13 protein-coding genes and 1 tRNA gene are annotated in these 12,247 nt (G+C 37.7%); 7 read left to right on the top strand and 7 right to left on the bottom strand.

Features of this window, described 5'->3' with window-relative positions; translation table 11 throughout:
• Together Q8907_06715 and hisS are read left to right on the top strand one after the other, a co-directional pair.
• The coding region (locus tag Q8907_06715) for a helix-turn-helix domain-containing protein (protein MDP4273953.1) at positions 1–674 on the top strand (674 nt) is incomplete at its 5' end.
• Positions 675–944: 270 nt separating this feature from the next.
• Positions 945–2,312, top strand: a complete 1,368-nt coding sequence (gene hisS, locus Q8907_06710; protein MDP4273952.1) for a histidine--tRNA ligase — start codon at positions 945–947, stop codon at positions 2,310–2,312.
• A 49-nt stretch (positions 2,313–2,361) separates the two neighbouring features.
• Here the strand turns inward: hisS and Q8907_06705 are convergent, their stop codons facing one another.
• The 6 genes from Q8907_06705 to Q8907_06680 all read right to left on the bottom strand — a co-directional run bounded on the left by Q8907_06705 (position 2,362) and on the right by Q8907_06680 (position 7,663).
• Positions 2,362–2,802, bottom strand: a complete 441-nt coding sequence (locus Q8907_06705) for a hypothetical protein (protein ID MDP4273951.1) — start codon at positions 2,800–2,802, stop codon at positions 2,362–2,364.
• Positions 2,803–2,810: 8 nt separating this feature from the next.
• Complete coding sequence (locus Q8907_06700; GenBank protein ID MDP4273950.1) at positions 2,811–3,269, bottom strand: hypothetical protein; 459 nt, start codon at positions 3,267–3,269, stop codon at positions 2,811–2,813.
• A gap of 38 nt (positions 3,270–3,307) precedes the next feature.
• Positions 3,308–3,856, bottom strand: a complete 549-nt coding sequence (locus tag Q8907_06695) for a sigma-70 family RNA polymerase sigma factor (protein ID MDP4273949.1) — start codon at positions 3,854–3,856, stop codon at positions 3,308–3,310.
• A 211-nt stretch (positions 3,857–4,067) separates the two neighbouring features.
• Positions 4,068–5,447, bottom strand: a complete 1,380-nt coding sequence (locus Q8907_06690; GenBank protein MDP4273948.1) for a VWA domain-containing protein — start codon at positions 5,445–5,447, stop codon at positions 4,068–4,070.
• Between the two features lie 55 nt (positions 5,448–5,502).
• On the bottom strand, positions 5,503–6,900 hold the full coding sequence (locus tag Q8907_06685; GenBank protein MDP4273947.1) for a DUF362 domain-containing protein: 1,398 nt from the start codon (positions 6,898–6,900) through the stop codon (positions 5,503–5,505).
• Positions 6,901–6,988: 88 nt separating this feature from the next.
• Positions 6,989–7,663, bottom strand: a complete 675-nt coding sequence (locus Q8907_06680; GenBank protein ID MDP4273946.1) for a bifunctional 4-hydroxy-2-oxoglutarate aldolase/2-dehydro-3-deoxy-phosphogluconate aldolase — start codon at positions 7,661–7,663, stop codon at positions 6,989–6,991.
• Positions 7,664–7,906: 243 nt separating this feature from the next.
• Here Q8907_06680 and Q8907_06675 point away from each other — a divergent pair, with 243 nt between their 5' ends.
• Positions 7,907–8,734 (top strand): M48 family metalloprotease, encoded by an 828-nt coding sequence (locus Q8907_06675; GenBank protein ID MDP4273945.1) that lies wholly within the window; start codon positions 7,907–7,909, stop codon positions 8,732–8,734.
• 52 nt (positions 8,735–8,786) lie between these two features.
• Here the strand turns inward: Q8907_06675 and Q8907_06670 are convergent, their stop codons facing one another.
• On the bottom strand, positions 8,787–10,223 hold the full coding sequence (locus Q8907_06670; protein MDP4273944.1) for an AAA family ATPase: 1,437 nt from the start codon (positions 10,221–10,223) through the stop codon (positions 8,787–8,789).
• A gap of 185 nt (positions 10,224–10,408) precedes the next feature.
• Here Q8907_06670 and Q8907_06665 point away from each other — a divergent pair, with 185 nt between their 5' ends.
• The 4 genes from Q8907_06665 to Q8907_06650 form a co-directional block, all read left to right on the top strand.
• Complete coding sequence (locus tag Q8907_06665) at positions 10,409–11,260, top strand: DUF3822 family protein (GenBank protein MDP4273943.1); 852 nt, start codon at positions 10,409–10,411, stop codon at positions 11,258–11,260.
• Entirely contained in the window at positions 11,251–11,790 is a 540-nt protein-coding gene (locus Q8907_06660; protein MDP4273942.1) for an RsmD family RNA methyltransferase, read from the top strand. The genes Q8907_06665 and Q8907_06660 overlap by 10 nt, the downstream gene beginning before the upstream one ends.
• A 77-nt stretch (positions 11,791–11,867) precedes the next feature.
• Positions 11,868–11,944: transfer RNA gene (locus Q8907_06655), tRNA-Asp, on the top strand.
• Between the two features lie 140 nt (positions 11,945–12,084).
• Positions 12,085–12,247 (top strand): MATE family efflux transporter (locus Q8907_06650; protein MDP4273941.1); only part of this gene is annotated, 163 nt, incomplete at its 3' end.

Below are 12,247 nucleotides of genomic sequence, written 5' to 3'. Positions count from 1 at the left end.
TTGAATTTCAGCCAGATGTAATCATCAGTGACATAATGATGCCCAATATGGACGGGATTGAAATGTGCAAAAAACTGAAAACAGATATCACCACTTCCCATATCCCAATTATTTTGCTAACGGCCAAAGCTTCAATTGAAAACCGGATCCTTGGGCTTGAAAATGGTGCGGATTCTTATATTCCCAAGCCATTCAATCCCCAGCACCTGAAAGTCAGAATTGCCAAGCTTATTGAGCTTCGTGAAAAACTTAAAGAAAAATTCAGTAAAAGCATCAATTTTGAAGTAAAAGAAGTTGTGGCAACTTCTCCGGATGAACAGTTTTTACAAAAGGCCATCAAACATATTGAAGAAAACCTTTCGAATACGGATTATAATGGTGATTTGCTCTGTAAGGACATAGGCATGAGCCGGACCACGCTGCACCGCAAGTTGAAAGCTTTGTTGAACCAGTCTTCAAGTGAATTCATCAGGAATATCCGCTTAAAACATGCAGCCCAGCTGCTTGACAATAAAGCTTTTACCGTATCGGAAATTTGTTATACAGTCGGATTTAGTTCACCCTCTTATTTTACAGCATGTTTTACCAATTATTTTAAAATGTCACCTACTGAATATGCTTTACACAATATCAAAAAAGAAGAGATTAAAAATCAAAACGAAAAAAACAGTTAAGGGATTAAAATATAATTACTCAAATTTCACCCCATCTTGGCAACTAGCCATAAAAACCATATTGTCAATCTTTTAAGATTCATATACTATTTTTGTTATCAGGATACAATTTTTTATTAAAACAATTTCCAACAATAGGGAAGACTGATTAGGGAAGGTATAGGACTAAAAATCAACATTTTCAGTTTACAATCAGACAAAAGAAAAGGATATGGAAGAGAAGGAATAGCATTTTTATTATTTTTGCACCATATTCTATATAAGTAAACTATGTCTGTACAACGACCCTCGATACCTAAAGGTACACGTGATTTTACGCCGGTGGAAATGGCGAAACGCAACTATATTTTCGATACCATCTCAAATGTTTTCCGGCTTTTTGGCTTTCAACCCATTGAAACCCCGGCGATGGAAAACCTGTCCACTTTGATGGGCAAATATGGTGAAGAAGGCGATAAATTGCTGTTCAGGATTTTAAATTCAGGAGATTTCCTTTTGGAGGCAAGTGATGAAGATTTCCAGAACAGGAATTCGCTCAGGTTTTCCAATCAGATTTGCGAAAAAGGATTACGTTATGACCTGACTGTGCCTTTTGCACGTTTTGTAGTACAGCACCGCAATGACATTTCATTTCCATTTAAACGCTACCAGATACAACCTGTTTGGAGGGCCGACCGACCCCAGAAAGGCCGCTACCGGGAATTTTACCAATGTGATGCCGATGTGGTTGGCAGCGATTCATTGCTCAACGAGGTAGAATTGATGCAAATGGTAGACAGGGTTTTTGCCGATTTAGGGATAAATACCCTGATCAAAATCAATAACCGGAAAATACTTTCAGGAATTGCTGAAATTATCGGTGAATCGGACAAAATTATTGACATCACCATTGCCATTGACAAGTTTGAAAAAATAGGACTTGAAGAAGTCAACTGCGAACTCTTATCCAAAGGATTATCCCAGCAGGCTGTTGATCAGTTGCAGCCCATCATCAGCCTTTCGGGCGACAATGCCGAAAAACTTGCCCGGTTATCCGAGGTCTTGCAGCCTTCAGCAATCGGAATGAAAGGTATTGAAGAGGTTCAAACCATACTTGATTACATTCAACAGCTGCCTTTAAAAACAGAGGTTCAACTGGATCTCACCCTGGCAAGGGGATTAAATTATTATACCGGCGCCATATTTGAAGTAAAGGCAAAGGATATGGAAATGGGCAGTATTTGTGGCGGAGGACGTTACGACAACCTTACCGGCATTTTTGGTTTGGAGAATGTGTCGGGAGTAGGAATTTCCTTTGGGGCCGACCGTATCTTCGATGTACTTAACCAGCTGGATGCATACCCAAAAAATGCCATCGCTTCGACCAAAATACTCTTTACAAATTTCGGCAAAAACGAAGAGGCACATTGCCTGCCCTTACTCAAAAAAGTCCGGGAAGCAGGTGTCAGTGCCGAAATATATCCAGAAGCAGCAAAAATGAAAAAGCAAATGAGCTATGCTGACAATAAAAATATCTCATTTGTGGCATTGGTTGGCGAAAATGAAATAAATGAAGGCCTGATTACATTAAAGAACATGAAAACAGGGGAACAGATAAAAGTTACCCCCGAACAATTAATTTCCAAAATTTCAAAATAAAAAGGGAAAAGATCAAGGTTAAAAATATTGAAAGCAATATTTTAACAAACTATTTGTTTTTGATTTGCCGGAGTAACATCCCCTTAAATTGAATTTCTGATTGGTATAAACGGGCTACTTTTTCAATCGGCAGAATAGCTTTATACTTCTTATAATATTCAGATTGAAGGTTTGCCTGTTGATGTTCCAGATGTATATATTTGTCCAGAATATTTTCAATTTCCTTATCCGATAATTTCTTTTGATTTCGATTATAATAGGCAAGAATCTGCTTTTTCGATTCAACTATTCTGTCATGTTTCAACTGGTATTCATTATATACTGGCCAAAACACCTGAGCTTCTTCAGGGGTTAAACCGATTTTTTGGGTGAAAAATGAAACTTTCTGAGAATAAATTTTTTCAGCCCAGGGTTTACGGACTTGGCCGTAAGTCATTGCGATACCCCAAAATATAAAGATAAAAAGTAAGTTAAAGAATTTTTTATTCATAACTTTATTTATAATTGCTCAGCTAAAGTAGCGGTTTCAACATTCTCTCCCACCAGATATTCAATAATTTCATCACTTTTTTCAGCTGAATTGTCACTTCCTTTAATTTCAATATTTTTTGAATGATCCATATTGTCTATTATTGTTCCACAATCAGTGCTATATACCTCATAATCAATGGCTTGTTTTTTTTCAGAAGGGGTCAGTTGATTTTTTTCGACAGTAGGAGAAAACAACTTATAACCAATGAATCCGATTACCAATATCCCGGCAATCGATGAATCAAGGGCCAAATGTGATTTGAGAATTCGATAAAATTTATATCCCCAACCCTCCGTTTTCTGCTTCTTCTCTAACTTTTCCTGAAGAAGCAAAGGAAATTGATCAAAGTAATTTTCAGGCACCTTGAAAGGAGATGTCTTCTTCATCTTATCAAGCTCTTTCAATATATCGTTTGCCTTAGTCATTTTTTTTTGTTAATTGGACTGCTCAAGATAAAAAAGGTTTAATTATTCTCTATGTATTTTTGTATCTTTTTGGTAGCAAGATGGAAACTTGCTTTTAATGCCCCCACACTGGTACCCAGAACCTCAGCGATTTCTTCATACTTCATATCATCAAAATATTTCATATTGAAAATTAATCTTTGTTTAGCCGGCAGAGTAAGAATAGCTTTCTGAACCTTCTTCTGTAATTCGTTGCCATCAAAATATTGATCACTTTCCAGGGTTTGCTCCAGCTCCTTTTCAACATCAACAATAGGCAATAAAAATTTGTTCCGTTTTTGCTTCAAAAAAGTAAGTGTTTCATTTGTCGCAATTCTGTATAACCAGGTAAAAAGCTCCGCATCTTCTCTGAAATTATCAAGTCCTTTCCATGCCTTAATAAAAGTATTTTGAAGAAGATCATTGGCATCATCATGATCCAAAACCATTTTCCGGATGTGCCAGTAAAGCCTTTCCTGGTACTTACGGACAATCATGTTGAACGCGTAGTTTCTGTTCTCTGAGCTTCGGAAAAGTCTTAATAGTTCTTTGTCGTTATTGTCGGACATTAGGGATTCATTAAGTCATTCAAAACCTCTGCCTGAGATAAAAGCAGGCAAATTTAAAAATAATAACCCAATCCTGTAAACAGGGAATTGGCCATCATTCAATTTTTTAATTTTTAATTAATATGTATCTTGCTCATTATCAATTATTTACAAATAATAGATTTATTTTTTTACAAATACAGAAAAAAATTTAGTAAATCAGCCAGTGGCTTTAATACAATTCAATTGTTTTAGCACTCCCTTGATTTAACTCAAAATTTCTAGAAATAGTATATATACTTTTCCTGGCATTCAAAGATCTAAAGATTACTGTATAGCTTCCAGGCTGAAGGAGTAAGGTTGTATTTCCTGAATCCTGGTCAAGATTAGTCACCCATTGCAAATCATTATCCTTACGAAGATAAAGGCTGCCGAAACCGGGAGCATTTCTCAACAAATTTACCATGCCAGGCCGGGGGATTTCAACAGTAGTAGTATGTGCTTCTTTAATATCCACGTCATTTACAATAATTCTGGGAAGAGTAAGGACTTCGAGAGAATATTTGCCGGACAGATATTTTTCTTTTTCATTAATCTTCTGTACGTTTAGCGTACTGGAATTTCCCGACTTCCGGACTATAACCTGGGTTTCCCTGTAAACACTGTTATCGCGGGATGTAACCAGGAGATAACCTTGAGATAAATCAGAAGCAAAAATATTGTGTCTGCCCAGGGTCATTTTTGCACTGTCAATGTAGACCGGCGGAATGGAATTAATCCTGATGCGGTAGGCGGTATTGGGATCTATAAGTAAGGTATCCGGATTCCCCTTGCTGTTAATGGTATGAACATAATTATATTTTACTTTCCCTGTCTTGCGGTCAAAGAAGGTCATATTCACATTGGTTTCCGTAGGATTTCCATTTTTATCAAGCAAATTCACCTGGGCCGAAGAGCGGTTTAATGCCTGATTAATTATCACATCCAGGGTACTCTGAAAATTTTCTTCCTTGATCACATCAAAATATTTACCGATGCAATCGAATGATTTAGTAAAATTTTCATCAATTCCTATTCCCAAAATAAATGGCTTCAGAATTATCCCATTTTTTTGCAATTCAAGCGAAGCTGCACAAGGATCGCCATCACAGGCTTCAATACCATCAGTAATTAATATGACAATATTCCGGCAATTTGTACAGGGCGAAAAGTCGTTGACACATTTTTTCAAAGAAAAGGCAATGGGCGTAGTACCTTTGGGCTTAATGGAATTGAGCCTCTGGCGTATTCTCAAAGCATTATTGGGAGCAAAAGGGACTTCAAGTCTCGTATCAAAACAATTTTGAGGATTTACAGGGCTCGTGTGGCCATAAACCCTAAGCGCCATTTCCACATTGGGCAATTTTTCGAGACTATCCACGAAATGCAATAAAACACTACGGGCAAGATCAATTTTGACATGCTTTTCCCATAAACCGGTCATGCTTTCGGAAGCATCGAAGACAAAAAGGATACGAGTCTTCTGGATTTTGTCAACATTCTGGGCTGCTGCTTTGGGAAGCAGAACAATAAAGAACAAGATAAATAAAATCAAATAATATCCCTTCTTCATTATTTAAGGTGTTAACAATATCTAATTAAAATAAAGCCTTAAATTTTTTTACAGTTTACTTTAGGTGGATAGGTTTAAATACCAATTCTATGCCCATTTTTTTGCCGAGATTTCTACTATACTTTTTTTCTTTCGAATTATTCCAATGCTCCATAACGCCCAAACTTTTACAGGCAATGTGATCGCGTTCAGGATCATAAACCGTCTTTGACGGCGGATTATCAGCAAGAGCTGCTTCCTTCAGATATTGATCGCAATAAGAAAGATCGCGTAAATCAGGCCATTCAGAACGTAAGAAATCAATACCTACGGCATCAATGGCAACCCCATCCTGGGAAACAAAAAGACTTGAAGGCCAGCGGCCATTAAATGGCTCCATCTTCCATTTATCCTTAATTAAAGGAGGACCGTCCTGAGATCTTGCACCGTATATACCATCAATCATAAAAAGCAAAGTTTTCCCACCCAGATCCTTGTGACCCAGGAAATCGACAAAAGTCATATAGTGCGGTTTTCCAGACCGTTCGGGATTAAAATTATTATGGGCATTTTTTCTATAGTTCCAGTTTATACTTGTAGCTCCATAAAAATTCTTTGCGCAAAGCGTAACACCTTGCCCTATATGGCCTTTCAGTAAAGCCATATCGATCAGATAATCGGCTTCCACCGCGCAAGATGCAAGTCCATTTGCCAATTGGCCATTATCCATTGAATAAGGGATAGCATTGTCGACATAAGTAGCTTTAATTCTTCCCTCACCCCCAACATTATCCACGAATAAAACTTCAGGAAATGCTTTATGGCATTTGTTAAAAATATTATCACTTATGAATCTGCTCGCATCGAAAACCGTAATATTCTTTTGAGGAACACCCGCCGCTTTGGTCAGACTTAACAAAAGAGCATAGACCATTTGTGGAGATGCATTAAGCCCACAAGTGTCCTTATGCCTTAGGGTATTATTCTGGTTTATTTTTATTGCAATTTTCTGATCTTTCCTATAACCCTGATTGATACCTTTCTTAGTTAAATTAAAATGCCTGAAAAGTTTGTCCCAAGCTTTAATTTCATCCTTCTGGCCAGTTAATGAAGTAAGCGACACATTCAGCATTCTGATAATTTCTGACTGGGAAAGATTTTCCTCAGTCCACCAGCAATCCTTCCCCCCATCCCAGTTGGCCACTTTGGGATCGAAAACCCAAACCACCCTTCCGGGGAAAATCCCCTTACCGATTCCTAAAGGCTTGTTGGGTTCAAACATAACTGAGTTGACGGACTGGGCATATATTTTATCTGCTTTATTACTAACAAATGAAAATACTGCAACTATTCCGGCTATAAGCAACAAAAAAGCATACAAATATTGACCATGCCTGAAATGAAGTCTTGCTTTTTTAAAAGCAAAAACCGATCCCAACAAGGATGACAGATATATAATAAAACTAGATATCATATAATTATTAAATAAAAAATCAAATCAGTTTCCGACCTTAAAAAATACCGAGGACAATTCAAGCATTTGTCCTCAATTAAAATAGGTTTTATTTCGCTTTTAATTTTTGTATCAACTCAATGGCTTTCTTCACGTCAACGGCCAACTTTTCAAACTCCCCTTTAGCAATCAGGTCTTTGGTGATCAACTTAGAACCCATTCCGACGCAAACCACTCCGGCGTCAAACCAGGCTTTTAAATTTTCCTCCGTAGGTTCAACCCCTCCGGTAGGCATTATGCTGGTCCAGGGCATCGGGCCTTTAACCGCAGCAACAAATTTTGGGCCACCCACCTGAGAAGCAGGGAATATTTTAACAATTTCTGCTCCCAGTTCCTCAGCCCTTGAAATTTCAGTTACTGATCCACAACCGGGACACCACAGGATTTTTCGCCGGTTGCATACGACAGCCATTTCTTCTTTTAAAACAGGCGAAACAACGAAATTTGTGCCCAACTGCATGTACAAAGAAGCTGTTGCCGCATCAATAACAGAACCCACGCCAAGGATCAGTTCAGGAAGTTCCTTAATGGCGTATTTATTAAGTTCGGAAAATACCTCATGAGCAAAATCGCCCCGGTTGGTAAATTCAAACACCCTCACTCCACCATCATAACAAGCTTTTAAAACTTTTTTGCATACATCCACATCCGAATGATAAAATACCGGGACCATTCCCGTTCTGGCCATCTCTGTGGCTACATTAATTCTTGAAAAACGTGACATTCTGTTATATTTAATTGTTTAACTTTTGAAATTTAACCCCCTGACTGGAATTTCTGCTATTTTCTATAAATACAGAACCGGGGTAAAATTAACTCTTTTATTCAAAGAGTCATGTAATATAAGAATTTTTTGGCTTAATTTTGTATCCCATGGAGCACAAATTAAAATATCTTCTACCTTGATACGGAATAAGAGATAAGAAATAAAAAATCAAATATTTTAACAGAACAAATATTTATTAAAATGAAAAAAGTCAAATTTTTTTGGTTGATACTGGCTACAGTTGCAACAGGGATGATCAGTTGCAGTAAAGGTGGCGGCATCAATTTATTTACAATTGAGCAGGACAAAGCATTTGGAGATACTGTAAATCTGCAGATTTCTTCTAATCCCGGCTCTTATCCCCTTTTGGATAAAACCCAATATCCTGCAGCTTATAGTTATCTGGAACAAATCAAACAAAGGATTCTTAGTACAGGGAAAGTAGAACATGCTACAGATTTCAACTGGGATATCCACATCATTAAAGATGACACCACCCTCAATGCATTTTGTACTCCGGGAGGGAATATTTATGTATACAGCGGAATCATTAAATTCCTGGACAATGAAGATGAATTCGCAGGAGTCCTTGCTCATGAAATGGCACATGCAGCCCGCAGGCATTCGACCAAACAAATGACCAAGCAATATGGAATAGACCTGCTCCTTTCCATTTTATTAGGTTCAAATCCCAGTGAATTGGCACAAATTACCGCACAACTTGCAGGAACTGTAACAGGCCTTCAATTCAGCCAAAGTGATGAATATGAAGCCGATGAATATTCTGTTATTTACCTGGGGGCAACAAATTATTACAATCCTCGGGCATTGGAGGATTTCTTCACGAAGATGACAGCGGAAGGCAATAATTCTCAATCCATTTATAATTTGCTACCCTTCCTGAGCACCCATCCTTCAGATGCGAAACGGGTTTCAAATATAGAAAGTGTCTGGAAGGCAAATGGAAGTTTGACAGGAACATCACATGATAACACAAATTATCAGAATTTTAAAAACAGCCTGCCATAAAATAATCCTATACATTATTTCAATCAAATAGCACCAAAAATTGGTGCTATTTTTATTTTCCACCGGACATATTCCCTTCAAAAAGTTCATCCTTAAAATTGACCAGGTACAGTTTTTCGGTAGGGCGAGTAAAGGCAGTATACAGCCAGCGTAAATATTCAATATCCACGGCATTTTCATCAAACCAACCCTGATCAATAAACACGGCCTTCCATTGTCCACCCTGGGCCTTATGGCAGGTAACGGCATAAGCAAACTTTACCTGCAGGGCATTAAAAAAAGGATTCTCCCTGACCATTTTTATTTTTTTGCGGTGATTGGGGATATTTGCATAATCCTCCAGCACTGAATAAAAGAACTTTTTATTGGCTTCGCCCGATAATGAAGCTGATTCGAGGGAAAGGGTATCAAGCATAATTTTTGTATCAATTTCCAAATTAGCATAATCGGTAAATTTCAGCGTCACATCGGCGAAATGGAAATCATAAAGTTCTTCATATTTTTTTATCCGGATTATCTGGGCAATGTCGCCATTGGCAATAAAATTAACCTCCTCATTATCCTGAAGCCAATAATAATTATTCTTAACAACCATCAACATATCTCCTATAGACAACTCCTCTTCCCTGGCAAGAATCTGATTTCGGATACCCCGGTTGTATAAATTTGCACGTTTATTGGAACGGTTGACGACAATGGTTTGATCCATGCCATATTTGCTGTAAGCATCAGAAAGAGTTTCAATCAGGTCTGCACCACTTACCCTGCTCACATCCTCAAAACCGGTGGTAATAATTTTAGGCAGATCTTTGTTCCGTGTGGTAATGTTGCCTCGAATCCGGGTAGCATTGAATAAAATTCCCGACTCCTCAGATTGACGGACAACCTCATTCAAAACTATTTCTTTTACATCAAAACCATAGCCCTCCAAAACCTTTTTATCCAGTGCCGGGCTGATATCAAGTCCTACAGGAGGCAGCTGTGCGGTATCCCCGACCAAAATAAGCTTACAACCCAATCCGTTGTTCACATATTCTATCAGATCGTCAAGTAAACGGCCACTGCCAAAAGCCGAACTTTCGCCTCCTTGGTTTGATATCATGGAAGCTTCATCAACAATAAAAAAGGTATGGGAATGGAAATTCTTGTCCAGGTCAAAAATGCCCGAACCGTCTTCCATATTTTTCTGCCGGTATATTTTTTTATGAATGGTATAAGCCGAAGTACCGGAATAGGAAGCAAAAACTTTTGCAGCCCTTCCCGTTGGTGCCAATAAAATGGACCTTTGTTTCATTTCCTGCAAGGTCCGGACAAAAGCACTGATTACCGTAGTCTTCCCTGTACCTGCATACCCTTTGACCAGCAGTATCTCTTTTCCCTTTTCAGAAAGCATAAATTCAGATAAAGCTGTAATAAGATTTCCCTGGCAAAAAGTGGGAATATGGTTCAGTTCCTTTCGGATAGTATTGACGATGTGATCCTGTAACATAGCTCTACAATAAACTATAAAGATACTGTGAATAATTATATTTTTAATAAATTTGTAAAAAGCAGAATCTGAAACCATTTTCAACGTTCAACATTGTTTCAGAACGTTTTAATAATCGTTAATTTTGTGCAAGGAATTTTATAAACCCGAGCTAATTACTGCTTTGAAATAATTCAATAAAAATTATGCAAAACATTTCAGCTTTGGACGAGACCCTTGATGTTAACGCATCATTGTCTTACCATTTGTCTATTCAAGCAAACCCAGACGGATTTTCGTTTTGTGTATTGGATTTGATAAGAGCCAAATATATTGTACTTAAGCATTTCAACTTTTCGCAGGGTATCTCCCAGGAGGAAGCCCTAAACGAAATTCGCCATATCTTCAATGCAGAAGAGTTGCTGGGCAAAAAATTCAAATCGGTATATTTTATAATGACTACCCCCAGGATCACCCTGGTACCTGCCGCCCTTTTTAACGAAGAAAATGCTGCAGTCTGCTTAAGTATCAGCCATATCGTTGAAAAATCGGATGAGGTACTCTATAAAAGACTGAAAGGTATGGATGCCTATGCAATTTTTGCCATGCCTTCTGCCTGGAAACAACTTATACTTGAAAAATTTCCCAATGCTGAATTTTTCCAGCAAAGCATACCTTTTATAGATAATGTCTTTGAAAAGAACAAATGGATCTTCAGGCCCAAAGTATATATTAATTTTCAGTCCGGCTTTTTCGACATCACCGTTCTAAACATGAACAAGTTGAAATTATATAATTGTTTTCCCTTTCAAAATGGCAATGATGTGATCTATCACCTGATGAATATTTACAAAAGGTTTAACATGAATCCGGAAGAAGTAGCAGTTGTACTTTCAGGGGATATTTCGAAAAATTCACCGGTTTTTAACCTGCTCACAAAGTACATACGAGATATTCGATTTGATAAGCCGGGAGATCAATTCATTTACAGTTACACATTTAAAAAATTTGACCCCTATATTTTTCTGAATTTATTAAACTTATATACATGCGTATAATCAGCGGCTCACACAAAGGTCGAATTTTAAAGGCAGACAGGAGTTTTGAAGCACGTCCCACTACCGATTTTGCAAAAGAAGCCCTTTTTGATATCCTGAACAATTATTTTGATTTTGAAAATCTAAGGATATTGGATCTTTTTGCCGGCACAGGAGGAATCAGTTATGAGTTTGCCTCCAGAGGAGCAATAGCAATTGATGCAGTGGAAATAAACGAGAGATATGCGTCTTTTATCCGTAAAACCGTACAAGAACTCGACTTCAAGGTTATCCGGATATTTAAGGAGAATGCCTTTACCTTTATCAAACGCTGTCAGGTAAATTATGATATCATTTTTGCAGACCCTCCCTATGACATGGAAGAGGTAAAAACCATCCCCGACTTGATTTTCGCACACGATATGCTGGGAAAAAGTGGCTGGTTAATTGTAGAACATTCCAAACAGGTGGATTTCAAAAATCATCCCAATTACGTGGAAACCAGGAAATATGGGGCAGTTCATTTCAGTTTTTTCAGAAAAGAGAAATAAAATCTTTGATAAAAAAGAAAGGTTTATTTGCACTGAATAAAAAAACCATTATCTTTGTGCCATCAAAAAAAACAAATGGTCTGGTAGTTCAGCTGGTTAGAATACATGCCTGTCACGCATGGGGTCGCGAGTTCGAATCTCGTCCAGACCGCCAGAAAAGGTTGAAAGTTGAAAAACTTTCAACCTTTTCTTTTTAATACAGGTTATATGTGATAGGCTGCAATCCTTGATTATCCTCATAATTCTTTTGCAAAAACAGATTCAGGACACAATTTTATTTGAGCTTCATTATATATGGCAAATTCAGAAATCACAGAAGCATTAGGACAAGAAAAAACAGGAAAGCTTTTACTTCAATATTCCCTTCCGGCTATCATTGCAACTGCCGCATCGTCATTGTACAACATCATTGATCGTGTTTTTATCGGACACGGTGTAGGGCCATTGGCCATATCCG

It is taken from the genome of Bacteroidota bacterium (assembly GCA_030706565.1).
Taxonomy (GTDB): Bacteria; Bacteroidota; Bacteroidia; order Bacteroidales; family JAUZOH01; genus JAUZOH01.
The sequence above is the reverse complement of the archived record's forward strand: the minus strand, read 5'-3'. Positions and strand labels throughout refer to the sequence as shown.

Excerpts from the sequence above, each read along its gene's own strand:
- hisS (MDP4273952.1), top strand. The coding sequence starts at position 945 with ATGTCTGTACAACGACCCTCGATACCTAAAGGTACACGTGATTTTACG.
- Q8907_06660 (MDP4273942.1), top strand. The coding sequence starts at position 11,251 with ATGCGTATAATCAGCGGCTCACACAAAGGTCGAATTTTAAAGGCAGAC.
- Q8907_06670 (MDP4273944.1), bottom strand. The coding sequence starts at position 10,223 with ATGTTACAGGATCACATCGTCAATACTATCCGAAAGGAACTGAACCAT.
- Q8907_06690 (MDP4273948.1), bottom strand. The coding sequence starts at position 5,447 with ATGAAGAAGGGATATTATTTGATTTTATTTATCTTGTTCTTTATTGTT.
- Q8907_06700 (MDP4273950.1), bottom strand. The coding sequence starts at position 3,269 with ATGACTAAGGCAAACGATATATTGAAAGAGCTTGATAAGATGAAGAAG.
- Q8907_06685 (MDP4273947.1), bottom strand. The coding sequence starts at position 6,900 with ATGATATCTAGTTTTATTATATATCTGTCATCCTTGTTGGGATCGGTT.
- Q8907_06705 (MDP4273951.1), bottom strand. The coding sequence starts at position 2,802 with ATGAATAAAAAATTCTTTAACTTACTTTTTATCTTTATATTTTGGGGT.
- Q8907_06665 (MDP4273943.1), top strand. The coding sequence starts at position 10,409 with ATGCAAAACATTTCAGCTTTGGACGAGACCCTTGATGTTAACGCATCA.
- Q8907_06675 (MDP4273945.1), top strand. The coding sequence starts at position 7,907 with ATGAAAAAAGTCAAATTTTTTTGGTTGATACTGGCTACAGTTGCAACA.
- Q8907_06680 (MDP4273946.1), bottom strand. The coding sequence starts at position 7,663 with ATGTCACGTTTTTCAAGAATTAATGTAGCCACAGAGATGGCCAGAACG.
- Q8907_06695 (MDP4273949.1), bottom strand. The coding sequence starts at position 3,856 with ATGTCCGACAATAACGACAAAGAACTATTAAGACTTTTCCGAAGCTCA.